This window comes from Marinactinospora thermotolerans DSM 45154 (genome assembly GCF_900167435.1).
Classification (GTDB): Bacteria; Actinomycetota; Actinomycetes; order Streptosporangiales; family Streptosporangiaceae; genus Marinactinospora; species Marinactinospora thermotolerans.
The window spans coordinates 17,789-43,879 of record NZ_FUWS01000008.1 but is presented as its reverse complement, the minus strand read 5'-3'; the positions used below and the strand labels follow the sequence as shown (position 1 = coordinate 43,879).

Annotated in this window: 21 protein-coding genes; 2 read left to right on the top strand and 19 right to left on the bottom strand. The window is 71.4% G+C overall.

All coding sequences use genetic code 11. The features are described from left to right. Positions 1-55: 55 nt before the first annotated feature. The 4 genes from hutU to B5D66_RS15135 all read right to left on the bottom strand — a co-directional run bounded on the left by hutU (position 56) and on the right by B5D66_RS15135 (position 5,151). Positions 56-1,717, bottom strand: a complete 1,662-nt coding sequence (hutU, locus tag B5D66_RS15150; protein WP_078762396.1) for a urocanate hydratase — start codon at positions 1,715-1,717, stop codon at positions 56-58. A gap of 20 nt (positions 1,718-1,737) precedes the next feature. Further along, a complete protein-coding gene (gene hutH, locus B5D66_RS15145; RefSeq protein WP_078762579.1) occupies positions 1,738-3,276 on the bottom strand; it encodes a histidine ammonia-lyase in 1,539 nt (512 codons plus the stop codon). Positions 3,277-3,562: 286 nt separating this feature from the next. After that, positions 3,563-4,198, bottom strand: a complete 636-nt coding sequence (locus tag B5D66_RS15140) for an alpha/beta hydrolase (protein ID WP_078762395.1) — start codon at positions 4,196-4,198, stop codon at positions 3,563-3,565. Further along, a complete protein-coding gene (locus B5D66_RS15135) occupies positions 4,195-5,151 on the bottom strand; it encodes a ring-cleaving dioxygenase (protein WP_078762394.1) in 957 nt (318 codons plus the stop codon). The genes B5D66_RS15140 and B5D66_RS15135 overlap by 4 nt, the downstream gene beginning before the upstream one ends. Before the next feature lie 120 nt (positions 5,152-5,271). Here B5D66_RS15135 and B5D66_RS15130 point away from each other — a divergent pair, with 120 nt between their 5' ends. Then, positions 5,272-6,081: an IclR family transcriptional regulator gene (locus B5D66_RS15130; RefSeq protein ID WP_078762393.1), complete on the top strand. Its 810-nt coding sequence runs from the start codon at positions 5,272-5,274 to the stop codon at positions 6,079-6,081. A 25-nt stretch (positions 6,082-6,106) separates the two neighbouring features. On the opposite strand, the gene B5D66_RS15125 is transcribed toward B5D66_RS15130, so the two are convergent. The 9 genes from B5D66_RS15125 to uvrC form a co-directional block, all read right to left on the bottom strand. After that, a complete protein-coding gene (locus B5D66_RS15125; protein ID WP_078762392.1) occupies positions 6,107-6,469 on the bottom strand; it encodes an RNA polymerase-binding protein RbpA in 363 nt (120 codons plus the stop codon). 118 nt (positions 6,470-6,587) lie between these two features. After that, positions 6,588-6,824 carry a preprotein translocase subunit SecG gene (gene secG / locus B5D66_RS15120; protein ID WP_078762391.1) on the bottom strand — a complete coding sequence of 79 codons (237 nt, stop codon included), beginning with the start codon at positions 6,822-6,824 and terminating at the stop codon, positions 6,588-6,590. Between the two features lie 200 nt (positions 6,825-7,024). Continuing rightward, positions 7,025-7,810: a triose-phosphate isomerase gene (gene tpiA / locus B5D66_RS15115; protein WP_078762390.1), complete on the bottom strand. Its 786-nt coding sequence runs from the start codon at positions 7,808-7,810 to the stop codon at positions 7,025-7,027. Positions 7,811-7,819: 9 nt separating this feature from the next. Next, entirely contained in the window at positions 7,820-9,010 is a 1,191-nt protein-coding gene (locus B5D66_RS15110; RefSeq protein ID WP_078762389.1) for a phosphoglycerate kinase, read from the bottom strand. An 86-nt stretch (positions 9,011-9,096) separates the two neighbouring features. Next, entirely contained in the window at positions 9,097-10,104 is a 1,008-nt protein-coding gene (gap, locus tag B5D66_RS15105) for a type I glyceraldehyde-3-phosphate dehydrogenase (protein WP_078762388.1), read from the bottom strand. A gap of 239 nt (positions 10,105-10,343) precedes the next feature. Next, positions 10,344-11,324, bottom strand: a complete 981-nt coding sequence (gene whiA / locus B5D66_RS15100) for a DNA-binding protein WhiA (RefSeq protein ID WP_078762387.1) — start codon at positions 11,322-11,324, stop codon at positions 10,344-10,346. Positions 11,325-11,554: 230 nt separating this feature from the next. Next, complete coding sequence (locus B5D66_RS15095; protein WP_078762386.1) at positions 11,555-12,544, bottom strand: gluconeogenesis factor YvcK family protein; 990 nt, start codon at positions 12,542-12,544, stop codon at positions 11,555-11,557. 161 nt (positions 12,545-12,705) lie between these two features. After that, positions 12,706-13,590, bottom strand: coding sequence for an RNase adapter RapZ (rapZ, locus tag B5D66_RS15090; RefSeq protein WP_078762578.1), 885 nt, complete (start codon positions 13,588-13,590; stop codon positions 12,706-12,708). Positions 13,591-13,594: 4 nt separating this feature from the next. After that, positions 13,595-15,634: an excinuclease ABC subunit UvrC gene (uvrC, locus tag B5D66_RS15085; protein WP_078762577.1), complete on the bottom strand. Its 2,040-nt coding sequence runs from the start codon at positions 15,632-15,634 to the stop codon at positions 13,595-13,597. A 184-nt stretch (positions 15,635-15,818) separates the two neighbouring features. Here uvrC and B5D66_RS15080 point away from each other — a divergent pair, with 184 nt between their 5' ends. After that, positions 15,819-16,946, top strand: a complete 1,128-nt coding sequence (locus tag B5D66_RS15080) for a mechanosensitive ion channel family protein (RefSeq protein WP_078762385.1) — start codon at positions 15,819-15,821, stop codon at positions 16,944-16,946. A gap of 91 nt (positions 16,947-17,037) precedes the next feature. On the opposite strand, the gene B5D66_RS15075 is transcribed toward B5D66_RS15080, so the two are convergent. The 6 genes from B5D66_RS15075 to murJ form a co-directional block, all read right to left on the bottom strand. Further along, entirely contained in the window at positions 17,038-17,457 is a 420-nt protein-coding gene (locus B5D66_RS15075; protein WP_235001016.1) for a Rieske (2Fe-2S) protein, read from the bottom strand. 103 nt (positions 17,458-17,560) lie between these two features. Further along, positions 17,561-18,148, bottom strand: a complete 588-nt coding sequence (locus B5D66_RS15070) for an RDD family protein (RefSeq protein ID WP_144390148.1) — start codon at positions 18,146-18,148, stop codon at positions 17,561-17,563. 742 nt (positions 18,149-18,890) lie between these two features. Continuing rightward, the gene (gene uvrA, locus B5D66_RS15065) at positions 18,891-21,725 is read right to left on the bottom strand and encodes an excinuclease ABC subunit UvrA (protein WP_078762382.1); all 2,835 of its coding nucleotides are present in this window, start codon (positions 21,723-21,725) and stop codon (positions 18,891-18,893) included. A gap of 255 nt (positions 21,726-21,980) precedes the next feature. Next, complete coding sequence (locus tag B5D66_RS15060) at positions 21,981-23,006, bottom strand: TerC family protein (protein ID WP_078762381.1); 1,026 nt, start codon at positions 23,004-23,006, stop codon at positions 21,981-21,983. A 328-nt stretch (positions 23,007-23,334) separates the two neighbouring features. Further along, a complete protein-coding gene (locus B5D66_RS15055) occupies positions 23,335-24,429 on the bottom strand; it encodes a glycosyltransferase family 4 protein (RefSeq protein WP_078762576.1) in 1,095 nt (364 codons plus the stop codon). Between the two features lie 5 nt (positions 24,430-24,434). Next, entirely contained in the window at positions 24,435-26,084 is a 1,650-nt protein-coding gene (murJ, locus tag B5D66_RS15050; RefSeq protein WP_235001015.1) for a murein biosynthesis integral membrane protein MurJ, read from the bottom strand. Between the last annotated feature and the right edge of the window lie 7 nt (positions 26,085-26,091).

The window sequence follows — 26,091 nt, the reverse complement described above, 5'->3', positions numbered from 1 at the left end:
GGTGGTGTCGCCCTCTCCGCCGGTCGGCCGGGTCGCGCGCCGTTGGACGAGCCGCTCACCCCTCGCGCATCGGTGCCCGTAGCCCATGCCGCCGCGCGGTCTCCTCCGCCTGGGGGTAGCCCGCGTCGACGTGGCGCAACACCCCGGTCGCCGGGTCGTTGGTGAGGACCCGTTCGAGCTTGGCCGCGGCGAGCGCGGTCCCGTCCGCGACGCTGACCTGGCCGGCGTGGACGGAGCGGCCCATGCCCACCCCGCCGCCATGGTGGATCGACACCCACGACGCCCCCGAGGCGGTGTTGACCAGCGCGTTGAGCAGCGGCCAGTCGGCGATCGCGTCGGAGCCGTCCAGCATCGCCTCGGTCTCGCGGTAGGGCGAGGCGACCGATCCCGTGTCGAGGTGGTCGCGGCCGATCGCCAGGGGCGCGCCCACCTCGCCGGCGGCGACGAGCTCGTTGAAGCGCAGGCCGGCGGCGGCCCGCTCGCCCTGGCCGAGCCAGCAGATGCGGGCGGGAAGCCCCTGGAAGGCGACCTTCTCCCTGGCCAGGCGGATCCACCGGGCGAGCGGCTCGTTGTCGGGGAACAGGTCGAGCACGGCCTGGTCGGTCCGCGCGATGTCGGCCGGGTCCCCCGACAGGGCCACCCACCGGAACGGTCCCTTCCCCTCGCAAAACAGCGGCCGGATGTAGGCGGGGACGAAGCCGGGGATCTCGAACGCCCGGTCGTAGCCGGCGCGCCGGGCCTCGTCGCGGATGGAGTTGCCGTAGTCGAACACCTCCGCCCCCGCGTCGCGGAAGCCGACCATCGCCTCGACGTGCGCGGCCATCGACTCGCGGGCCCGGCGGGTGAACCCCTCGGGGTCGGCGTCGGCGCGGGAGTGCCACTCCTCGAAGGCGACGTCGGCCGGCAGGTAGCTGAGCGGGTCGTGCGCCGACGTCTGGTCGGTGACGACGTCGACGGGGACGCCGCGGCGCAACAGCTCCGGCAGGACCAGGGCGGCGTTGCCGGGAACGGCGACGGACAAGGGGCGGCGGTCGGCGCGCGCCGCCTCGGCCAGGCGCACCGCCTCGTCGACGTCGTCGGCGCGTACGTCGAGGTAGCCGGTGCGCAGGCGGCGTCGGATCCGCTCCTCGTCGCACTCCACGACGATCGCGACGCCCCCGTTCATCGTGACGGCGAGCGGCTGCGCGCCCCCCATGCCTCCCAGCCCCGCGGTGACCGTGAGCGTTCCGGCCAGGCTGCCGCCGTACCTCTTGGCGGCGACCGCGGCGAAGGTCTCGTAGGTGCCCTGGAGGATGCCCTGGGTACCGATGTAGACCCACGAGCCCGCGGTCATCTGCCCGTACATGGTCAGGCCCAGCGCGTCGAGGCGGCGGAACTCCTCCCAGTTGGCCCAGTCGGGGACGAGGTTGGCGTTGGCGATGAGCACCCGCGGCGCCCATTCGGAGGTGCGCAGGATCCCCGCCGGGCGTCCGGACTGTACGAGCAGCGTCTCGTCGTCGGCCAGCTCGCGCAGGGAGGCGGTGATCCGGTCGAAGCTGCGCCAGTCGCGCGCGGCCCGCCCGGTCCCGCCGTAGACGACGAGGTCGTCGGGGCGTTCGGCGACCTCCGGGTCGAGGTTGTTGTGCAGCATCCGCAGCGCCGCCTCCTGTTGCCAGCCCTTGGCGGTCAGGGTGGCGCCGCGGGGCGCGCGCACGGTGCGGGGTGCTCCGTTGTCCATGCCGGTTCCTTCCTGCCGGTTCAGTCGATCCGGGCCGCGGAACGGGCCGCGGCGAGGATGGTGCCGTCGCGTACAAGGCGGGCGACGGCGGCGATCTCGGGGGCCAGGTGCCGGTCGGGACCGGGCCCCGGGACGTGGGCGCGCACCGCGGAGACGACGGCGGCGGTGGCGGGGGCCGGCGCCAAGGGGGCGCGCAGGTCCAGCGCTCGGGCGGCGGTCAACAGTTCGACGGCCAGCACGTCGGTGAGCCCGTCGAGGGCCCGGCGTAGTTTGCGGGCGGCGGACCAGCCCATGGAGACGTGGTCCTCCTGCATGGCCGACCCGGGGATGGAGTCGACGGAGGCGGGAACCGCGAGCCGTTTGAGCTCGGCGACGATCGCCGACTGGGTGTACTGGGCGATCATGTACCCCGAGTCCACCCCGGGGTCGTCGGCGAGGAAGGCGGGCAGGCCGTGGGAGCGGGCGACATCGAGCATCCGGTCGGTACGCCGTTCGGCGATCGAGGCCACGTCGGCGACGGCGATCGCCAGGAAGTCCAGCACGTAGGCCAGCGGCGCGCCGTGGAAGTTGCCGTTGGACTCGACCCTTCCGTCGGCCAGGACGACCGGGTTGTCGATGACCGAGGCGAGTTCGCGCGCCGCCACCGTCTCGGCGTGCGCCAGCGTGTCGCGGGCCGCGCCGGCGACCTGCGGCGCGCAGCGCAGCGAATAGGCGTCTTGGACGCGCGTGCAGTCGGGGCCCCGATGGGAGGCGACGATCGGCGAGTCGGCGAGCAGCGCGCGCATGTTGGCCGCCGCGACCCCTTGGCCGGGGTGGGGGCGCAGTTCCTGGAGGTCGGCGGCGAACACCCGGTCCGTACCGAGCAGCGCCTCCACGCTCATCGCCGCGCTGACGTCGGCGACGCCCAGGAGGGCGCGCAGGTCGTGGCAGGCCAGGACGAGCATGCCCAGCATGCCGTCGGTCCCGTTGATGAGCGCGAGCCCCTCCTTCGCGACGAGCTCGACCGGCTCCAGTCCCGCCTCGCGCAGCGCCTCCGCGGCCGGGCGTATCCGCCCCTCCCTGTCGCGCACCTCCCCCTCGCCGGTGAGGGCCAGCGCCACGTGGGCCAGGGGCGCGAGGTCCCCCGAGCATCCCAGGCTGCCGTACTCGTAGACGACCGGGGTGATCCCGCTGTTGAGCAGGGCGGCGAGCGTTTCGGCGGTCCGTGGGCGCACGCCGGTACGTCCGGAGGCCAGGGTGCGCAGCCGCAGCAGCATCAGGGCGCGCACGACCTCGCGCTCGACTTCGGGGCCGGTGCTGGCGGCGTGCGAGCGGATCAACGAGCGTTGGAGCCGGGCCCTGAGACCCGGGGTGATGAAGCGCGTGGCCAGCGCCCCGAATCCGGTGCTCACGCCGTAGGCGGGCTGGTCCCTGCCGGCCAGCGCGTCGACATGCTCGCGTCCCCGGGCCAGCGCCGTGCGCGCCTCGTCGCTGAGACGTACCGGTGTGTCGTGTCGGGCGACCTCGACGACGTGCCGTGGGGCCAGGGGGGTGGGGCTGATGGAGACGAAGGCGGACATGCCCCCATTGGACGACAGGAAGGGCCGCGCGCGGGGAAGCGGCACGGCGATCGTGTCCGGTATTTCAGACGCCCCGGGGGACGCGGCCCCGTGGGCGGGCCGTGCCGTGGAGTCCCGGGCCGGAAGGTCCGGCCGGTACCGGCCTCTCGTCACGGCGACGGGCCGGCCGCGGGGTCCCTCGCCGGTCCTGGCGGACCGTGCCGGTGGGCGGGACGGGGAAGGGCGCCCTTGTGGGGCGCCCTTCCGATCCGCGCGGGACGGACGCGCGGCTGGGGAGACGTCGTTGTCAGGAGGCCGGCCGCGGACCCGCCAGCCAGGTCCGCGCGTCGGCCACCACCTCGGGGGAGGGAGCGTGGCCGCCGGCGTGCGTCCGCAACCACACGTCCGCGCCGCGCTCGCGAAGCTGCTCCACGAGCAGCTCCGCCTGGTCCAACGGGGTGATCGGGTCGCTGGTTCCCGCCCCGACGAACACCCGGGTCCCCGTCAGGTCCACCGGTTCGGGCCGGCGTCCCTGCAACGGGGCCGCCGGCGCCAGGAGGACGGCCGCGCGCAGCAGCCCCGGACGCAGCAGGAGCAACGCGGCCGCGATGTTGGCGCCGTTGGAGAAACCGACGGCGGTCAGCCCGGACGGGTCGACGCCGTACGCACCGGCCGCCTCCTCGACGAAGTCACCGAGTTCGTGGGCGCGGCGGATGACGTCGTCCACGTCGAACACACCCTCCCGCACCCTGCGGAACCAGCGGCCCGCGCCGTTCTCGTCGACCTTGCCCCGTGGCGACAGCAACGCGGCGCCCGGCGCCAGCGTCCGGCCGAGCCCGAGCAGGTCGTGTTCGTCGCCCCCGGTCCCGTGCAGCAGGAGGAGGGTGTCGGCGTCCGGCCGTGTGGCGGGTTCGAAGAGGTGGACGAAGCCGAGGGCGCTCACCCCTCCTCCCCGAACGTGACGGCGGGCAGGGACTTCTCGATCTGGGCGCGGTTGGGCTCCAGCCACGGCGGAAGCTTCAGCCGGCGTCCCAGCTCCAGCAGGGGCTCGTCGTAGTCGAACCCGGGGCCGTCGGTGGCGATCTCCAGCAGCACCCCACCGGGCTCGCGGAAGTAGATCGAGGTGAAGTAGGAGCGGTCGCGGATCTCGGTGACGTCGACGCCGTCCTCCAGCAGGGCGCTGCGCCACGCGCTCTGGGCCTCCTGGTCGGGGGCCCGGTAGGCGACGTGGTGGACGGTGCCCGCCGCGACGTGGCCGCGGGGGGCCTTTGGCGCGGCGACCACGTCGAGGAGGGTGCCGACGCCGTCGGCCGCGCCGGCGGTGCGGAAGCGCAGACGGCCCTCCTCCTCGCCGGCCAGGGTGAATCCGAGCCGCCCGGCCAGCATGTCGGCGGTGCGCTCGTGGTCGTGCTCGGTCAGCGTCACCGAGCGGATGCCCCGGATGGCGTGTTCGACCGGTACGGCCCCGCCGTCCCAGGGGTCGGTGTCGTGGTGGTCGGGGCCGGCGACCAGTTCGAGGACGAGTCCGTCGGGATCGCGCAGGCTCAGCACGTCCTCCGTCAACCGTTCGGTCGGGCGGGTGGCCTCCACCCCCAGCGCGGCGAGATGACGCTGCCACCAGCCGATCGATCCCTCGGGCACGGAGAAGGAGGTGACCGTCGCCTGTCCGGCGCCCAGGCGTCCCTTGGGCGCGCCCGGCCACGGGAAGAAGGTCATGATCGTCCCGGGGTTGCCCGCTCGGTCGCCGTAGTAGAGGTGGTAGGTGTCGGGAGAGTCGAAGTTGACGGTCCGCTTGACCAGGCGCATCCCCAGTGCGTTGAGGTAGAAGTCGGCGTTGGCCTGGGGGTCGCCGGCGATCGCGGTGACGTGGTGGATTCCCGCCGGTTGCACGCTCATGTTCGGGCTCCCTGGTCGCTTCTCTGTTTCCCACCCTGGTAAACAGTTGAATCTTAAACTAAATTCCCGGTCCTCTCCCCCGGGCTTCCCGACCGCTCCCCCAGCGGCGACAATTCCCCCATGTCCCACGTCCCCTCGGCCACCCGCGCCCTACGCGTCCTGCGCTTTCTCGCCGCCCGGCCCGGGCCCGTGACGGCCGGGGCCGTTGCCCGCGCCCTGGAACTCCCCCGGTCGAGCGCCTATCAGCTCCTCCAGGCCATGGCGGCGGAGGGGTTCGTCACGCACCTTCCCGAGGAACGCCGTTGGGGCCTGGGCGTCGCCGCCTTCGAGGTCGGATCGGCCTACCTGCGCCACGACCCGTTGGAGCGGCTGGCCCGCCCCCTCCTCGCCCGGCTGCCCCAGGAGACCGGCGCGACCGCCCATCTCGGTGTCCTGCACGGCCGCGACACCCTCTACCTGCTCAAGGAGCGCCCGGCACACGCCCCGGCGCTGATCACCGGGGTGGGGGTGCGGCTTCCGGCCCACCTGACCGCATCCGGCCGCGCGCTCCTCGCCCACCTGCCCCGCGCACAGGTCCGCGCCCTGTATCCCGACACCGCGCGCTTCGTCAGCCGCACCGGACTCGGTCCAGGCTCCCCCGGCGAGCTGCGCGACACGTTGGCGCTGGAACGCCGCCGCGGCTGGTCCGCCGAGGAGGGCCAGGTCACCGAGGGGTTCCGGTCGGTCGCCGCGGCGGCCTTCGACCACAACGGGACACCGGTCGCCGCGATCAGCCTGACCGTTCCCCAGGCCCGGCCGGTCACGGACACGGCACTGGCCGGACGGGTCCGCGACGCGGCGGCCGAGCTGACCCGCCGGCTGGGCGGACGGACACCGACCCCGCCCGTCGAGGGACCCCGTGAAAACGACGACGCGCCCACCCGGACATGAGGGGCGGGCGCGTCGTAAGGCGGGGTCACCCCCGCATCGCGGCCTCGACGGCGGCACGGTCGGCGCGGAGCTTGGCCAGCGCCTCCTCCAGGATGGCCTGGCCGTCGGCGTCGCTGCGGCGCTCCTTCACGTAGGCCAGGTGCGTCTTGTAGGGCTCGGTGCGCGGCGGAGCGGGCGGGTTGTCCGGGTCCTTGCCAGCGGGGAAACCACACCGGGGGCAGTCCCATTCGTCGGGGACCTGCGCCTCGTGCGAGAAGCTCGGCACGACCTCATGCTTGTTGGCGCAGTAGAAGGGGACCCGGATGCGCGGCGCGGACTCGCCGCGCTCGGCCTCGCCCATCGGTCCTGCACCAACGCGGCTGCCACGAATGGCGCTGCCACTACCCACGAAAAAACTCCTTCGGCGAACAAGCCCCCCGCGAGGGGAAACTCGATGCGCGCTCCGCACGGTCGCGTCAGTGCCGGGCGCGCGCCCGGGCCGCGCGGGCACGATTACGTAAGAGGGATCAAGCCCCCCGGTTGATCAACAGGCCGAGCACGACGACGCACACGATCCACAACAGCGCGGTGACGATCGTCAGGCGGTCGAGATTGCGCTCGACCACGGACGATCCGCCCAGGGAGGAGGTGACACCGCCGCCGAACAGGTCGGAGAGGCCGCCGCCCTTGCCCTTGTGGAGCAGCACCAGCATGATCAGCAAGACGCTGCAGAGCATCACGACGATGGACAGACCCAGGATCACGTGCTCACCCGTAACTCAAGCCCCACCAGGGGGATCGACGACCTGAGGGCCCCGCGACCTTGGTGCGCCGCCCGGTTCGACCGGAGGCCCGGCGTAGGGGCCCGGGACAATACTCGATTTTACCCCGGCCCGCGGCGGCGCGGGCCGGTTCCCGTCGGATGGCGGTGGGACGGGTGCTCCACCCGCCCCACCGCGCCACGTCATCCCTGGTCGCGGAAGCGGACCAGCTTGACGAACTCCTCGGCCTTGAGGGAGGCGCCGCCCACCAGGGCACCGTCCACGTCGCTCTTGGCCATGATGCCGGCGATGTTGTCGGCCTTGACCGATCCGCCGTAGAGGATGCGGGTCTCGCGCGACGCCTCAGGCGTGTACAGCTCGCCCAGACGCACGCGCAGCGCCCCGCACACCTCCTGGGCGTCCTCGGGCGTGGCCACCTCGCCGGTACCGATCGCCCAGACGGGCTCGTAGGCGATCACCAGACGACGGACCTGCTCCTCGGTGAGGTCCTTCACCCCGGCCTCCAGCTGGGCGAGGGTGTAGGCGACCTGGTCGCCGGCCTTGCGCACGTCCAGCCCCTCGCCCAGGCACAGGATCGGGGTGATGTCGGACGCCAGCGCCGCCTTGGCCTTGGCGTTGACGATCGCGTCGTCCTCCCGGTGGTACTGGCGCCGCTCGGAGTGACCGACCAGCACGTAGGAGCAGCCGAGCTTGGCGAGCATCCCACCGGAGATCTCACCGGTGTAGGCGCCCTTCTCATGCTGGGAGATGTCCTGGGCCCCGTACCCGATGTTCAGCTTGTCGCCGTCGACCAGCGTCTGCACGCTGCGCAGGCTGGTGAAGGGCGGGAGCACCACGACCTCGGTGGCGTCGAAGTCGGCGTCGTTGAGGGAGAACGCGAGCTGCTGAACCAGCTTGATCGACTCGAAGTGGTTGTTGTTCAGCTTCCAGTTGCCCGCGATCAGCGGCTTGCGCTTGGCGTTGGCCATGGGGGTTTCCTACTCGTCTTCCAGTGCCGCGATACCGGGCAGCGTCTTGCCTTCGAGGTACTCCAGGCTGGCTCCACCACCGGTGGAGATGTGACCGAAGGCCTTCTCGTCGAAACCGAGCGAACGCACCGCGGCGGCGGAGTCCCCGCCACCGACCACGGTGAAGGCGCCGGAGTCGATGAGGCCCTGGGCCACCGCCCGGGTCCCGCCGGCGAACGGCTCCATTTCGAACACGCCCATCGGCCCGTTCCAGAAGACCGTCTGAGCGTCGGCGAGCTTGGCCGCGAACAGCTCGGCGGAGCGCGGACCGATGTCCAGGCCCATCCGGTCGGCCGGGATGGAGTCGGCGTCGACGATCTGGCGGTCGGCGTCGGCGGCGAAGCGGTCCGCGGTCACGACGTCCACGGGCAGGACGAACTCCACGCCCTTGTCGGCCGCCCGGCGCAGGTACTCCTGGACCGTGTCGATCTGGTCGCGCTCCAGCAGGCTGGTGCCGACCTCGTGCCCCTGGGCCGCGAGGAAGGTGTAGGCCATGCCACCGCCGATGAGGATGCGGTCGGCGGTGCCGAGCAGGTTCTCGATCACCCCGAGCTTGTCGGAGACCTTGGAGCCGCCGAGCACCACCGCGTAGGGACGCTGCGGAGACTCCGTGAGCCGGCGCAGCACGTCGATCTCGGTGAAGACCAGGCGGCCCGCGGCGTGCGGCAGGCGGCGCGGCAGGTCGAAGACGCTGGCGTGCTTGCGGTGCACGGCGCCGAAACCGTCGCCCACGTAGAGATCGGCCAGCGCGGCCAGCCGGTCGGCGAACTCCCCGCGCTCGGCGTCGTCCTTGCTGGTCTCGCCGGGCTCGAAACGCAGGTTCTCCACCAGCGCGACCTCGCCGTCGGCGAGCGCGCCGGCGACCTCACGAGCGGACTCGCCCGCGGTGTCGGTGGCGAAGCGCACCTCGGCACCGAGCAGCTCGCCCAGGCGCGCGGCGACCGGGCGCAGCGAGAACTCGGGCTTGACCTGGCCCTTGGGGCGGCCCAGGTGCGCTCCGACGATGACGCGCGCGCCGCGCTCGCGCAGCGCGTTGATGGTGGGCAGGCTCGCCCGGATACGGCCGTCGTCGGTGATGCGGTCACCGTCCAACGGCACGTTCAGGTCGGCCCGGACGAAGACGCCGCGGCCCGTGACGTCGAGGTCCTCGATCGTCCGCATGCTGCTTCCCTCCTGAGAAGGCGTGTACATGGGCGGTGACGCCCTTCCCCGCGGGGAAGGGCGTCACCGGATGCCGTGGACGGCGTCTACAGACCGGCGCCGACGAGCTTGACGACGTCGACGAGACGGTTGGAGTAACCCCACTCGTTGTCGTACCAGCCCACGATCTTGACCTGGTTGCCGAAGGCCATGGTCAGGCTCGCGTCGAACGTGCAGGAGGGCGAGGTGCCGACGATGTCGGAGGAGACGATCTGGTCCTCGGTGTAGCGCAGGACGTCCTTGAGCGGGCCCTCAGCGGCGGCCTTGAACGCCGCGTTGACCTCCTCCTTGGTGACCTCGCGCTCCAGGGTGACCACGAGGTCGGTGACCGAGCCGTCCGGCACCGGAACGCGCATCGCCAGACCGTCGAGCTTGCCCTTGAGCTCGGGCAGCACCAGCGCGGTGGCCTTGGCGGCACCGGTGGTGGTGGGGATGATGTTCTGCGCGGCGGCGCGGGCGCGACGCAGGTCCTTGTGCGGGAAGTCGAGGATGACCTGGTCGTTGGTGTAGGCGTGGACCGTGGTCATCAGGCCCTTGACGATGCCGAAGTTGTCCAGCAGCGTCTTGGCCATCGGCGCCACGCAGTTGGTGGTGCAGGAGGCGTTGGACACCACGTGGTGCTTGGCGGGGTCGTACTTGTCGTCGTTGACGCCCATGACGACGGTCAGGTCCTCGCCCTTGGCCGGGGCGGAGATGATGACCTTCTTGGCGCCGGCCTCGATGTGCTTCTTGGCGTCCTCGGCCTTGGTGAAGCGGCCGGTCGACTCGATGACGACGTCGACGCCCAGGTCGCCCCAGGGCAGGGCGGCGGGGTCGCGCTCGGCGAGGGCCTTGATGCTCTTGCCGCCGACGCTGATGCTGTCCTCGCCGACCTCGACCTCGCCGTCCAGGGTGCCGAGGACGGTGTCGTACTTGAGCAGGTGCGCGAGCGTGGCGTTGTCGGTGAGGTCGTTGACCGCGACGATTTCGACATCGCTGCCCCCGGCGGCCTGGACCGCACGCCAGAAGTTGCGGCCGATCCGACCGAAGCCGTTCACGCCTACACGGATGGTCACGGAACCAATCTCCTCACGTATCGATGAGTCGCTGATCGCGGCCCGGCGCGTCCCTCGCGTGCGGGGACGTGCGTCTGGGGTCGTTACCGACCCTATCGGAATCCCGGCAGGCAGAGGCGGTGGGCCCGCCCGTCACGGCGACGCCGGGTGCCGGGGGACCATCCTTGCACCCGCCCCGAAAAGGGTCTAGACCATTTCGGCGAAATTTTGCCCCATCCCGGCCGCGCGCGCCACCGTGTTCAGGGAACCAGCATGTCGGGCGTCAGGTTGGCCTCGGTGCCGGGGATCCCCAGGTCTGCCGCCCGCTTGTCCGCCATCGCGAGCAGCCTTCGGATACGACCGGCGATGGCGTCCTTGGTCAACGGCGGGTCGGAGAGCTGCCCCAGCTCCTCCAGCGACGCCTGCTTGTGCGACAGGCGCAGCCGCCCCGCCGCGACCAGGTGGTCGGGGGCGTCGTCGCCCAGGATCTCCAACGCGCGCTCCACCCTGGCCCCCGCGGCCACCGCGGCGCGCGCGCTGCGCCGGAGGTTGGCGTCGTCGAAGTTGGCCAGCCGGTTGGCGGTCGCCCGCACCTCGCGCCGCATCCGGCGCTCCTCCCAGGCCAGCACGCTCTGGTGGGCGCCCAACAGCGTCAACAGGGCGCCGATGGAGTCGCCGTCACGCACGACCACGCGGTCCACCCCGCGCACCTCACGGGCCTTGGCGTGGACCTTGAGCCGCCGTGCCGCGCCCACCAGGGCCAGCGCGGCCTCGGGGCCCGGGCAGGTGACCTCCAGGGACATGGACCGCCCCGGTTCGGTCAGCGACCCGTGCGCGATGAAGGCGCCACGCCACGCCGACTCGGCGTCACAGGCGCCCCCGGCGACGACGTGGCGGGGCAGTCCGCGCACCGGACGGCCGTTGTTGTCGATGAGCCCGGTCTGCCGGGCCAGGCTCTCACCGTCCTTGATCACCCGCACCACGTAGCGGTTCCCCTTGCGCAGCCCGCTCGGCGCCAGGACGACGACCTCGGACTCGTGGCCGAACACCTCGGAGATGTCCTTGCGCAGCCTCCGGGCCGCCGCCCCCGTGTCGAGCTCGGCCTCGATGACGATCCGCCCGCTCACGAGGTGCAGTCCACCCGTGAAGCGCAGGATCGTGGAGACCTCGGCCTTGCGGCAGCATGGTTTGAGAACGGTCAGCCGGCTCAACTCGTCCTTCACCACGCCGGTCATCGCCATGGATGCGGTCCCTCCCCCTGGAATTCTGCTCACGCCGGACGCCGAAAGAAGAACGGAGCGCCCTTCGTGGCAGACTACTGGCCCATCGCAGATGCGCCACGCCCTCGCGGGCGTGTCCGGCATCGCTGGTCACCGCGGTGAGCCGCATTCACGACGGTGACCGACGTTGGAGAGATTCCCGATATCGCCCGCGCGGACCGGATCGCCGGACGTGGCGGAGCGTCATCCGCTCACGCGTGGAAGATCTCGTCGAAGGCCGCGGCGAGCAGGTCCGGATCGTGGCGGGGCGTGCCGTCGGCCGCGGCCACGTCGGCCAGCACCAGGCGCCCCCCGAGCTTCTCCACCGCCCGGCTCAGCTCCGCGGGGTCCTCGACCACCCCCCGGTCGGCCAGCACCACGTCGATGCGCAACCTCGGGGCGTGCGCGGCCAGCACCTCGAGATAGGTGTGCGCCGCGAAGTCGTCGGTCTCGCCCCGCTGGGGGGACAGGTTCAACGCCACGACCCGGCGGGCCCGCGTGGACACCAGCGCCTCGGCCAGGTCGGGCACCAGCAGATGGGGCAGGACGCTGGTGAACCACGAGCCCGGGCCGAACACCACCCAGTCGGCCTCGCGGACCGCCTTGAGCGCCTGCGGCGACGCGGGAGGGGTGTCGGGCACCAGCGAGATGGAACGCACCCGGCCACGGGTGCTGGCGCAGGCGACCTGGCCGCGCACGGTCGTCACCTCGTGTGGCCGGGCGGGGTCGACCCCCTCGACCTCGGCGACGATGTCCAACGGCACCGAGGACATCGGCAGCACCCGGCCATGGGCCCCCAGCAGCTGGCCGACCCAGTCCAGGCCGGCGACCGAGTCGCCGAGCAGCTCCCACAGCGCGACGATGAGGAGGTTGCCGACCGCGTGACCGTGCAGCTCGCCCTCGGAGCGGAATCGGTGCTGGATCACCTCGCTCCAGGTGTGCCCCCACTCGTCGTCCCCGCACAGCGCCGCCAGCGCCATGCGCAGGTCACCCGGTGGCAGCACACCCAGTTCCCGTCGAAGCCGACCGCTGGAACCGCCGTCGTCCGCGACCGTCACCACCGCGGTGACATCGGTGGTGACCCTGCGCAGCGCCGACAGCGAGGCGTACAGACCGTGCCCGCCCCCGAGCGCCACCACCCGTGGCGGCAGCGCCCCATCCGCGTATCCGGCGTCCGCGTTCGCGTCCTCGTAGCCCGACATCTGAGTGTGCGTACCTCTGTCCGATCCGTTCGCGGGCCACGGGCCCGCTGTGCGGGCCGCGCACCGGCGCCGGCGGCCCTGAGGGGTGAAGGCAATGCTACGAACCGCCACGCGCCCCGGCCACTCGCCCACCGCCCATCCGGGTGGCGGCGGGCTCCACGCTACTCGCGTCCCAGATCTCGGTGGACGACGTGGACCTCGAGCCCTTCCTCGCGCAGCCGCTCGCTGAACCGCTCCGCCATGGCGACGCTGCGGTGCTTGCCCCCGGTGCACCCCACCGCGAGCGTCATGTAGTGCTTGCCCTCGCGCAGGTAGCCGGCGACGAGCAGGCGCAACACCTCGGTGTAGGCGTCGAGCAGTTCCTTGGCCCCGCGCTGGGAGAGCACGTACTCGCTGACCGGCGTGTCCTGGCCGGTCATCGGGCGCAACTCGGGCACCCAGTGCGGGTTGGGCAGGAAACGGCAGTCGATGACGAGGTCGGCGTCGACCGGCAGGCCGTACTTGTACCCGAAGGACACCACGTTCGCGCGCAGGTGGGCCTCCTGGGCCGCCCCGAAGAACCCGATGACCTTGGCCTTGAGCTGGTGGACGTTGAGCTGCGAGGTGTCGATGACGAGATCGGCCTCGCCCCTGATGGCCTGCAGCAGCTCGCGTTCGCGTGTGATCCCGTCGGTGAGGCGTCCGTCGCCTTGGAGCGGGTGGGGCCGGCGCACCCCCTCGAACCTGCGCACCAACGCCTCGTCGCCGGCCTCCAGGAACAGCACCCGCGCCGCGATCCCACGCCGGCGCAGCTCCTCGACCGTCGACAGGAGGTCCTCGGTGAAGGCCAGGCTGCGCACGTCGACGACCGCCGCGACCCTGGGCACCGCGCCCTGGGTCCGTCCGGCGAGGTCGATCATGGTGAACAGCAACCCCGGCGGGAGGTTGTCGACGACGAACCAGTCGAGGTCCTCCAACGCCCTGGCCGCCGTGCTGCGTCCCGCCCCCGACATCCCCGTGACGATGACGATTTCCGGCGGGAGCTCTCCGCCGAGGTTCTCCGTCACCTGGTCATCCCCCATGTTCACGCTCGCCCTCGTCTGATGCGTCCTGCACGGTCCTCTGCCCGCCTCCGGTACCCGCCAACGCCGCCGCGATCACCGCGGCGGTCCGCTCCCCGATGCCGGGAACCTCGGCGATCTGCTCGGTCGAGGCCGCGGCGAGCCTGCGCAGCGACCCGAAGTGCCGCAGCAGCGCGTTGCGCCGGGCCGGCCCCAGCCCCGGAACCTCGTCAAGGGCGCTCGTGGTGAGCGCCTTGGCCCGCTTCTGGCGGTGGTAGGTGTTGGCGAAGCGGTGCGCCTCGTCGCGCACCCGCTGGAACAGGTATAGTCCCTCACTCGCGCGCGGGAGGATGATGGGGTCCTCGTCGTCGGGAACCCACACCTCCTCCAGACGCTTGGCCAGGCCGCACACCGCCACGTCCTCGATCCCCAGCTCCTCCAGCGCCCGCTGGGCGGCCTGGACCTGGGGTCTGCCCCCGTCCACCACCACCAGGTTAGGGGGATAGGCGAACTTCGCGGGGCGTTCCCGGGAGTCGCCGGCGTTCCCGCCCGCCGTGTGCGCCGCCTCGGGGTCGCCGAGGGTGGCGAGTTCGCCGGCGCGCTGGCTCTCCTCCAGGTAGCGGCTGAACCTGCGGTGGATGACCTCGTGCATGGCGGCGACGTCGTTCTGCTCGGCCCCGCCCGAGCCGCTGCCGCGGACGCTGAAACGGCGGTACTCCGACTTGCGGGGCAGTCCGTCCTCGAACACCACCATCGAGGCGACGACGTGGGTGCCCTGGAGGTTGGCCACGTCGTAGCACTCGATGCGCAGTGGGGCCTCGTCCAGCCCGAGCGCGTCGCGGATCTCGCCGAGGGCCTTGCTGCGCGTGGTCAGGTCGCCGGCCCGCTGCGTCTTGTGGCGGGCCAGGGTCTGTTCGGCGTTCTTGGCGACCGTGTCCAGCAGCGCCTTCTTGTCACCGCGCTGCGGGACCCGAAGGTCGACCCGGCCCCCGCGGCGTTCGGCGAGCCAGGCGGTGACCGCTTCGAGGTCGGCGGGGGGCTGCGAGACCAGCACCTCGCGCGGGATCACCGCGGCCGGCCCGTCAGGGGCGTCCTCGCCGGCTCCGGCGGGATCCGCGCCGCCGTAGGTCTGGGCCAGGAAACGCTCGACGAGGGCTCCGGTGCCCACGTCCTCGACCTTGTCGACCACCCAGCCGCGCTGGCCCCGGATACGCCCGCCGCGCACGTAGAACACCTGGACGGCCGCCTCCAACGGATCCTCGGCGAAGGCGATGACGTCGCAGTCGGTGCTGTCGGGAAGGACGACGGCCTGCTTCTCCAGGGCCGTGGTCAGCGCCTGGATGTCGTCACGGATGCGGGCGGCGCGCTCGTACTCCTGCTCGGCCGCCGCGGCGCGCATCCGTCCCTCCAGCTCCTTGATGAAGCGGCCGGTGTCGCCGGCGAGGAAGGAGCAGAAGTCCTCCGCGAGCGCGCGGTGCTCGGCCTCGTCGACGCGCCCGACGCAGGGGGCCGAGCACTTGTCGATGTAGCCGAGCAGGCAGGGACGCCCGCTGGAGCGGGCCCGCCGGAACACCCCCGCCGAACAGGTCCGCACCGGGAAGACGCGCAGCAGCAGGTCCACGGTCTCGCGGATGGCCCACACGTGGCCGTAGGGCCCGAAGTAGCGGACCCCCTTGCGCTTGGCCCCGCGCATGACCTGGACCCGGGGGAACTCCTCGTTGAGGGTGACCGCGAGGTAGGGATAGCTCTTGTCGTCGCGGTAACGGACGTTGAACCGCGGCTCGTACTCCTTGATCCAGGAGTACTCCAGTTGGAGGGCCTCGACCTCGGTGGCCACCACCGTCCAGTCGACGTCCACGGCGGTGGAGACCATGTTCTGGGTACGCGGGTGCAGGCCCGCGAAGTCCTGGAAGTACGACGACAGGCGGGCGCGCAGGTTCTTGGCCTTGCCGACGTAGATGACCCTGCCGTGCGCGTCGCGGAAGCGGTAGACGCCGGGATCGGTCGGGATGGAGCCGGGCGCGGGCCGCAGTTGGGGTTGCGCTGCCATACCCCCATTGTGCTGGGCGGCGGTGACATCTCGCACCCCCACCGGCGTGAGCACGTCCGGATCGCCCTGCCCGGCGCCCCACGTGCCGATGACCACGCTTCACAACGTCACGATTGAGTATCCGGATGGTCTAGGTTGTGTTCGATACCGGGCATTCTCCTAGACATGAGGGGGCTTTGTTCCCGTGCCGCTTGAATCCTGGATCGCCCTGGGTGTCTGCATCGCCGTGGCGGTAGGGCTGGTCTCCGCCGTGCACTGGCTCCTGACCCACCAGCTCTCGAAGGTCTGGGGCAACGTCCGGCCGCTCGTGCAGCGCTGCCGCTACCCGGCCTACGCCAGCGCGGTGGTGATCGGCGCCAACATCGCCCTGCCCGGGCGCTCCGCCTTCGACGAGCGCAGCTGGTACCTCGCGTTCGAGCACGGCATGCAGATCGCGATGGTCGCCTCGATCACCTGGCTCGCGCTCAGCATCGCCTACGCGATCACCGACATCGTCTTGGACCGGCTGGCCGTCCACAACGGTGACGCCGACCGGCGTGCCCGGCGCCTGCAGACGCAGGTCAAGCTGCTGCGCCGGGTGATCGCCACGATCATCGGCGTCCTGGCCGTGGCCGCGATCCTGTTCACCTTCCCCGCGGTCAGGGCGCTGGGCGCCGGGCTCTTGGCCTCCGCCGGCCTCATCGGCATCGTCGCCGGTGTCGCCGCCCAGTCCACCCTGGGCAACCTGTTCGCCGGGCTACAGCTCGCCTTCAGCGACGCGCTGCGCATCAACGACATCGTCGTGTTCCAGGGAGAGTGGGGCCGGGTCGAGGAGCTCAGCCTCACCAACGTGACGCTGCGGTTGTGGGACGAACGCCGGCTGGTGCTACCGGTGTCGCACTTCACCACCAACCCCTTCGAGAACTGGACCAAGCAGGGAACCCCCATCACCGGGGCCGTCCTGTTGCGCGTCGACTGGGAGGTGCCGATCGACAAGATCCGCGCCGAGGTCGGCTCGTTCGTCTCGGCCCACCCGCTGTGGGACGGCCGCCGCTGGTCGCTCCAGGCCACCGACGTGCTGGAGAGCGGACTGATCGAGTTGCGCGCGGTGGTCACCACGGCCGACGCCGACGCCCGCTGGGACCTGTGCTGCGACCTGCGCGAGCACCTGGTCACCTACATCCGCACCAACTTTCCGGAGTCCCTGCCGCGCAACCGGACCCAGTTCATCGGCCGCGAGCGGGGGGAGCCCTACGCCTCCCTGTGGCCTTCCTCCCGGCTGCGCGACCAGGCCGCGCGCCAGGACCGCGACGCGGAGGAGCCGGAGGAGTGAAACGGGGTGGGCGCGGGGTGCGATCGCACCCCGCGCCCACCCCGTTTCCGGTCGCGGCGCGCGGCCCCTGCCACGACCCGGACCGGCTCCTTCACACCAGCGTGATGTCGGTGCCGTCCACGCTCACCTCGAAGGCCTCCAACGGCTCGGTCGCGGGGCCGGCGAGGACCTCGCCCGTCGCGATGTCGAACCGGCTGCCGTGGCACAGGCAGCGGATGTGGTCGGTGATCTCCTGCACGGTGCACCCCGCGTGCGCGCACACCGCGCTGAACGCCTTGAACCGGCCCTCCTCGGGCTGGGTGATGACCAGTTTGTCGGACATGCTGATCATGCCGCCGCCCACGGGGACGTCACCGGTCTGCGCGATCACCTGGCCGTGCAGGTTGTCGTGCGGCGTGGGCTCGGGCCCTCCGCATCCGCTCGCTCCCACGGCGGCGACTCCCGCCACTCCGGCGGCGCCCAGCAGTCTCCGTCGGCTCATCCCACAGGCGCACGACGCCCCCGTTGCCATGACGAGGCTCCTTTCGCTCTCACGAGAACTACTACAAAATGTAGTACCTGAGCGGAGCCGTTCGTCCCGGGTGATCTCGCCGGGGATGTGATTCCTCGCGGAATCAGCCGCGCACCACGACCGTGCGAGCGATCTTGTCGTTCAACGACTGCCGGTCCGGACGGTCCCACAAGGGCCACAGACCGTTGATGATCGGCCACAACCAGCTGAACCAGCTGACCACCGGAACGAAGTTCAGCGGAACGTAGATCCACCAGGCGAGCGCGCGCAGGAAAGAGGTTCCCGGCGGCAGCCCGACTCCCCGGGGTCCCCGTTGCGGGACGACCCGCAGGCCCAGCGCCCGTTTGCCGACCGTGGCCCCCCACTTCATCAGGCACAGTCCTTCGTAGAGCAGCACGATGACGGTCGAGATGACCAGCATCAGCAGCGTCATGGCCACCAGTGATCCCGATGGGACGACCTGGTTGGTCTCCGGATCGATCAGGATCGGACGCGCCGAGAGCAGGACGCTGCCGAGCAGGAGGTTGACCAGGAAGACCGGGACGAACACGATCACCGCGTCGATGATGCGGGCGACCAGCCGCTGCCACCACTCGGCGATCCCGCCCGTGGGCGGCGCGCCGTATCCCCCGTAGCCGCTCTGGGCATGGCCCTGCGCCGGTCCCTGGTGAGGGTGGGGCCCCGGCGGCATCCAGGTCTCGGAGCCGGGCGGATGACCACCCGGGGGCGGCCCACCGGCCGGACCCGACGGCGGCACAGAACCAGGCGGCCCCATCGGCCGCTCCGGACCCGGCGGCCCACCGGCCCCCGGATACCCCGCACCCCCAGGCACCTCACCCGGCCCCCCAGGACCCGCACCAGACCCCGACGGCGTCCGGGATTCGGAGCCGGGCGGGCCACCACGCGGATGACCGCCCGGGGGCGGCCCACCGGCCGGACCCGACGGCGGCACAGAACCGGGCGGCCCCATCGGCCGCTCCGGACCCGGCGGCCCACCGGCCCCCGGATACCCCGCACCCCCAGGCACCTCACCCGGCCCCCCAGGACCCGCACCAGACCCCGGCGGTCGCTGTTCCTCTCCGGGCCGGGCGTGCGCGCCCGTCGAACCCGGCGGCCGCTCGGGCGGGGCCGGTTCCTCGTCCGGAGCCCCCCGCGGGCGACCGCCCTCGCCCTCGGACGGGTCGTTCGGCGGCGGTGGCGATGGATGGTTCATGAGCGCCTGCACTCCCCGCTACGTCGGACGCGCGCCACCGTCAGGCGCCCGCTCTGCGGCACGCACCGTGTTCGGCAGCTCGCGCGTCGGATCGGTCACGCAGGCGCGCGCCACGGGATCGCCTGCCGCCCCACTACCCGTTCCCACGGATCCACACCATGGGGTGACCCGCTTCGGGGTCCCCGCGACCACGGGCGGGGCGGGGGGCAGGCGCCCCGTCTCACAACACGCCGCGCAGGAACCGCCCGGTGAAGCTCTCCTCGACCTGGGCCACCTGCTCGGGCGTCCCCGTGGCGACGACCGTCCCGCCTCGCGACCCGCCTTCGGGCCCCATGTCGATGATGTGGTCGGCGGTCTTGATGACGTCGAGGTTGTGCTCGATGACGATGACGCTGTTGCCGCCGTCCACGAGCCGTCCGAGCACTCCGAGCAGCTTACGGATGTCCTCGAAGTGCAGGCCCGTGGTCGGCTCGTCCAGGACGTAGACGGTCCGTCCGGTGGAACGGCGCTGCAGTTCCGTGGCGAGCTTGACCCGCTGGGCCTCGCCGCCGGAGAGCGTGGTCGCCGGCTGCCCCAGCCGCACGTACCCCAGTCCGACGTCGTTGAGGGTCTGCATGTGCCGTCGGATCGCGGAGATCGGCTCGAAGAACTCCAGCGCCTCCTCGATGGGCATGTCGAGCACGTCGGCGATGGTCTTGCCCTTGTAGTGGACGTCCAGCGTCTCGCGGTTGTAGCGGGCGCCGTGGCAGACCTCGCAGGGGACGTAGACGTCGGGCAGGAACTGCATCTCGATCTTGATCGTGCCGTCGCCCGCGCACGCCTCGCAGCGCCCGCCCTTGACGTTGAAGGAGAAACGCCCGGGCTGGTAACCGCGTACCTTCGCCTCGGTGGTCTGGGCGAACAGCTTGCGGATGTGGTCGAACACCCCGGTGTAGGTCGCCGGATTGGAGCGCGGGGTCCGACCGATCGGGCTCTGGTCGACGTGCACGACCTTGTCGAGCTGCTTCATCCCGTTGACGCGGGTGTGGCGCCCCGGAACCGAACGCGCCCCGTTGAGCTCCTTGGCCAGGGACTTGTAGAGGATCTCGTTGACCAGCGTGGACTTGCCGGAGCCGGACACGCCGGTGACGGCGGTGAGCACGCCGAGCGGGAAGGTGACGTCGATGTTCTTCAGGTTGTTCTCGCGAGCGCCCTTCACGACGAGCTCGCGTCCCTTGACCAGCGGCCGGCGCGTGGCGGGAACCTCGATCCTGCGCCGGCCGGCGAGGTAGTCGCCGGTGGTGGAGTCGGGGCTGTTGAGCAGATCGTCGACGGTGCCCGAGACCACGACGTTGCCACCGTGCTCTCCCGCGCCCGGGCCGATGTCGACGACCCAGTCGGCCGCGCGGATGGTGTCCTCGTCGTGCTCGACCACGATGAGGGTGTTACCGATGTCGCGCAACCGCTGCAACGTCTCGAGCAGCCGGAAGTTGTCGCGCTGGTGCAGACCGATCGAGGGCTCGTCGAGCACGTAGAGCACGCCGACCAGACCGGAACCGATCTGGGTGGCCAGCCTGATCCGCTGGGCCTCGCCGCCCGACAGCGAGGCGGCCGGCCGCTCCAGGCTCAGGTAGTCCAACCCGACGTCCAGCAGGAAGCCGAGGCGGGCGTTGATCTCCTTGAGCACCTGGGCGGCGATGACCTGCTCGCGCTCGCTCAGTTCGAGGTCGCGCAGGAACTCCGCGCACTCGCTCAGCGGCAGCGCGCTGACGTCGGCGATGGAGCGGCCTCCGACGGTGACCGCGAGGATGACCGGCTTGAGGCGCGCCCCCTGGCAGGCCGGACAGGGGACGACCCGCATGAACCCTTCGAGACGCTCACGGCTGAAGTCGCTCTCGCTCTCGGCGTGTCGCCGGTGCACCCAGGGGATGACCCCCTCGTACTCGGTGTAGTAGGAGCGGGTGCGCCCGTAGCGGTTGCGGTAACTCACGTGGACCTGGGTCTCGTGCCCGTGGAGCAGTGCCTTGCGCGCGGCCTTGGGCAGCTTCTCCCACGGGGTGTCCAGGTCGAACCCCATGGCGTCGCCGACCGCCTGCATGAGGCGGCCGAAGTACTCGCCGGCGTGCCCGCTGGACCACGGGGCGATGGCGCCCTCGTTGAGGGTCTTGGCCGGGTCGGGGACGATCAGCTCGGGGTCGACCTCCAGGCGGGTGCCCAGGCCGGTGCACTCGGTACAGGCGCCGTAGGGAGAGTTGAACGAGAACGAGCGCGGCTCCAGCTCCTCGAACGACAGGTCGTCGTAGGGGCAGAACAGGTGCTCGGAGTAGACCCGTTCGCGTTCGGGATCGTCCTCGGGCAGGTCGACGAACTCCAGCAGGATCGTCCCGGCGGCGAGCCGGAGCGCGGTCTCGACGGAGTCGGTGAGCCGCTTCTTGGCCGACTCCTTGACGGTGAGCCGGTCGACGACGACCTCGATGTCGTGCTTCTCGTACTTCTTCAGCTTCGGGGCCTCGTCCAGGCGCACCGCGGTGCCGTCGACCCTGGCCCGGGTGTAGCCCTTGGTCTGGAGGTCCTTGAACAGTTCGACGTACTCGCCCTTGCGCCCGCGGACGACCGGCGCGAGCACCTGGAAGCGTGTCCCCTCGGGCAGTTCGAGGACCCGGTCGACGATCTGCTGGGGGGTCTGTCGCGCGATCATCCGGCCGCACTCGGGGCAGTGCGGCTGCCCGATGCGCGACCACAGGAGGCGCAGGTAGTCGTAGACCTCGGTGATGGTGCCGACCGTGGACCGGGGGTTGCGGTTGGTGGACTTCTGGTCGATGGAGACCGCGGGGGACAGCCCCTCGATGAAGTCGACGTCGGGCTTGTCCATCTGGCCGAGGAACTGCCGAGCGTAGGCCGACAGCGACTCGACGTAGCGTCGCTGTCCCTCGGCGAAGATCGTGTCGAAGGCCAGGGAGGACTTCCCCGACCCCGACAGCCCGGTGAACACGATCATGGCGTCACGCGGGAGGTCCAGCGAGACGTCCTTGAGGTTGTGTTCCCGGGCCCCTCGAATGACGAGCTGTTCGGCCATGGATGATTAGCCCCTTCGGCAACGGCGGCGCGCGATGGCCTGCGGCGGTCGGGAGACCCACCGCGGCGGCGCGCGGATGAGGCGCCTGCGCCGGGCGGCTCGGGGGTTGGGCGCACCCACGTCGGCCGCCGCACGGCGTTCGGCTTCTTACGGAAACGACTCGGCGCCGCGGAAACTTCCAGCGGACGCACGTGAGGGCGCCCACCAGAGCCGGCGGACGCCCTCACTATAGCCGAACAACTGTTCGAGGATGGCTCACTTGCGCGAGATCGCGTCCTCTCCTTCGGTCTCGGAGCCGGCGGCCAGCTTCTTCTTGTCGGCGGAGGCCTTCCAGAGGCTGGCGACGATCGTGATCGTCATGATGCCGAGGATGACGGTGAGGGACAGGCCGGTCGTGACCTCGGGGACGTGGACGCCGTTCTCGTGCAGCGCGTGCAGGAACATCTTGATACCGATGAACACCATGATCGCCGCGAGGCCCCAGCTGATGTAGGACAGCTTGTCCATGAGACCGGCGAGGAGGAAGTAGAGCTGGCGCAGACCCAGCAGGGCGAACGCGTTGGCGGTGAAGACGATGTAGGGGTCCTGGGTGAGACCGAAGATGGCCGGGATGGAGTCGACCGCGAACACCAGGTCGGTGACGCCGATCGCGACGATGACCATCAGCATGGGGGTGACGTGGCGGCGACCGTCGAGCTTCACGGTCAGGCGGGCGCCGTGGTAGTCGTCGGTGACCGGCCAGACCTTCTTGACCATCCGCACCGCGAAGCTGTCGGTGTAGTCGGACTCCTCGTGGCTGTCGCCCTTGACCTGGTCGCGGACGATCTTGATGGCGGTGTAGATGAGGAACGCGCCGAAGAGGTAGAAGACCTCGCTCCAGGCGTTGATCGCCTGCGCGCCGATCGCGATGAAGATACCGCGCATCACCAGGGCGATGACGATGCCGACCAGCAGCACCTCGTGCTGGTACTTCTTGGGCACCGCGAAGCTGCCCATGATGAGGTAGAAGACGAAGAGGTTGTCGACGCTCAGGCTCTTCTCGGTGACGAAGCCGGCGAAGTACTCACCCGCGACGGTGCCACCGCCGAAGTACCACAGGCCGAAACCGAAGAGGATGGCGATGCCGATGTAGAAGGCCGCCCACCAGGCGGCCTGCTTCATGCCGAACTCCTTGGGGCCGCTCTTCTTGCTCCAAGGGTGGTCGACGATCGCGAGATCGACGACCAAGATGGCGATCATGGCGCCGATCGTGGCGAACCAAACCCACATGGGCACGTCCATGGAGACCCTCCTCCGGTCGTGTGGTGCCCGCTTTCGGGGTACGGGCATGCGTACTAACCGGAGGTCTCTCCCATCCATGAACCATGGATCGACGGCACCGGGCCCGCACCGTCATTGCGTTCCGTGATGACGACACCGCCGCGAAAGGGATACTCCCCTCACCTGTTGAATGACCCGGGAACATGGATCTATTCCATCTTTCCCTGGGCCGGGCTCAATGATGCCATCGACTACGCCCAGTCGGAACCATGCTCCACGCCGTTAAAGGGTTTGGGGAGGTGTGTCTTACCTCACCGTGGTGAAACGCGGGGGCGCGGCCGGGACCCCCTCAGGCCACCATGCCGCGGTTCGCGGCGAGCCGACGGTAGAGGCTGAGGACCTGTTCCACGGTGTCGTCCTCGGTCGGCAGGGCCGCCGCGGTCAGCCTGGCGGCGTCACGCATGGCCTCGACACGGCTCGGCTCGTCCAGGACCTGGGCGACCCCGTGGGCCAGGGCCGAGGCGTCGCTGGGCGGGACCAGCAGCGCGACCCCCGAGTACAGGTCGGGGATGCCGCCCACGCGGGTCGCGACCACCGGCAGTCCGGCCCGCAGCGCCTCCATGATCACCAACGACGGCCCCTCCCACAGGGAGGGGAGCACGAACAGGTCAGCGGCGGCGAGGAGGTCGGGGATATCGGTACGGTGCCCCAACAACCGCACCGGGAGCTCCTCGGCGTCGATGCGCGCGTTCAGCTCCCGGTCGAGGGGGCCGTCCCCGGCCACCACGAACACGGGGGCCGGATCGCGCTGCTTGAGCCGCCGGGCCGCGTCCAACAGCACGTCCAGGCCCTTCTGCGGGGCGAGCCTGGCCACCACCAGCGCGAGCGGCCGGTCCGGCGCCACGCCCAGTTCGGCGCGGACGTCCTCGGCCGTGCGCTGGGGCGGCCCCATCGGCGGAGCGGTCACCAGGGCGCGTTCGACCTCCCGCGCCCCCTTGGCCCGCATCCGGGCCACCAGGTCCCCCGAGACCCCGAGGACGATGTCGGCGCGGCGGGCGACGAGCCGCTCCAGGGCGGGAAAGACCAGCCCGAGCGGCCCCGACACGGCGGGCGGGGCGTTGTGGAGCGTGACGACGAGCGGGCGGGCCTGGGCCAGCGCGCACAGCCCGCCCGCCCGGATGCCGTGGGCGTGCACCATGTCGGCGTCGGCCAGGAGCCCGCGCAGACGCCCGATCGCGGCGAGGTCACCCGCCGGGCGAGGCCGCGTACCGACGTCCACCGGAACGAAGCGGCAGCCGTTCGCGGTGAAGCCGAAGCGCTCCTCGGTCGCCTGCGGACCTATGACGGCGACCCGATGGCCGCGCGTGACGAGTCCCGCGCTCAGCGAACGGACATGGTTGCCGACACCACCGCCGCTGGTCGCGATGACCATCGCGATCCTCATCCGGGTCATGCCTTCTCGTCTCCTGTGTCTTGGGTGTCTGGGGACTCCTTGCCCGGCGGGGCCACCCGCCGGGTGATCGCCGCACGGACCGCGCGGCGATCGATCAGCATGGCGACCGCGCCGAAACCGGCGAGCGCCGCCACACCGCCGAGTGCGGCCACACCGACGTTGCCCCACAGGCCATCGGCGTCCAGCGCCCCGGTCAACGACGCGCCGGCCAGGTAGCCGACACCGGCGCCGAGCAGCGCGGCGGGGAGCCCCCGCCCCAGGCCCGCGAAGGCGGCACGCCCGTTGACCCGGGCGACGGCGACGGCGAGCAGGACCGCGGTCAGGGACAGTCCCAGGGAGGTACCGGCGCCCAGGGCCGCGACCGCCCCCCGCTCGGGCGCGACCAGGACGAGCGCGGCGCCCGCCGTCGAGACCACCAACCAGCCCATGACCTGCGCCGCGGCGGCCGAACGACCGTGGTGGGCAGCATAGAGCGCCCTGCTGAGCAGCGCGACCAGACCGAACCCCACGATGCCGGGAGCGTAGGTGAGCAGCGCCAGTTCGAGGGGGGCCGGCTCACCCGGGGCGAAGACCTCGGCCACCGGACGCGCCGCGGCGGCCAGCGCCGTGGCCAGCCCCGCCGTGATGACCAGCGTGGCCCGCGCGCCGACCGACAGGATCGCGTTGTACCCCTCCTGGTCGCCCTCGGCGTGGCGGACCGACAGCGTGGTGAAGGCGCTCGTGGCGATCGGGACCGCCACGACCCCGTAGGGCAGCGTGAACAACGCCCAGGCGTAGTTGTACAGCGCCGCCGCCCCCGCGCCACCGCCCCTGTTGGCCAGCATGATCGCGACCAGCATGCTCAGCTGCATCGCGATCAGCGGCAGCAGCGCCGCAAGGCCCAGGGAGCGGGCCGTGCGGGCGACACCGGGCGGGAACCTCAGCGTGGGGCGCAACCCCAGCCGCAGGCGCAGGAGCGGCACCAGCGCGGTGAGGAACAACGCGACGACGCCGGCCGTCGTGCCCAACGACAGGGTCAGCTCCGCGGCGGCCGGCAGACCCGCGATGTCGTCGCGGTAGGCCGCGCCGAGGGGAACGAAGGCGAGGTAGGCGGTGATGACGACGAGACTGGAGAGCAGCGGGGCCAGCGCCGGAGCCAGGAACCGGCGATGCGCCTGGAGGATGCCGTAGAACACCGCGGCGAGACCGTAGAAGACGATCTGCGGGGCGAACACCAGCAGGAACCGCACGGTCAACGCGAGCACCGCGTCGTGGTCGCACCCCCGCGGGTGCCCCAGCATCAGGGTCATCGCCGGTGTCGCCACGGCGGCCAGGACGAGCGCCAGTGGGACCGCGGCGAGCAGCACCCAGGTGACGAGGGCCGAGGCGGTGCGGCGCACGTGCTCGCGGTCGCCGCGCTCGGCCGCCGCGGCGAGCACCGGGACCACCATCCCCGACAGCGCGCCGCCGATGACGACCTCGAACAGGACGTTGGGCACCTGGTTGGCGGTGACGTAGGCGGTGCTCAGGCAGTTGGTGCCGACGGTCTGGGAGAACACCACGGTGCGGCCGAATCCGGCGACACGGGCGAAGGCGGTGACCACGGCGATGAGCAGGGCCGCGCCGGCGACACCGGCGCTCAGGCGCCGGATCCGATCCCAGGACACGGGGTGG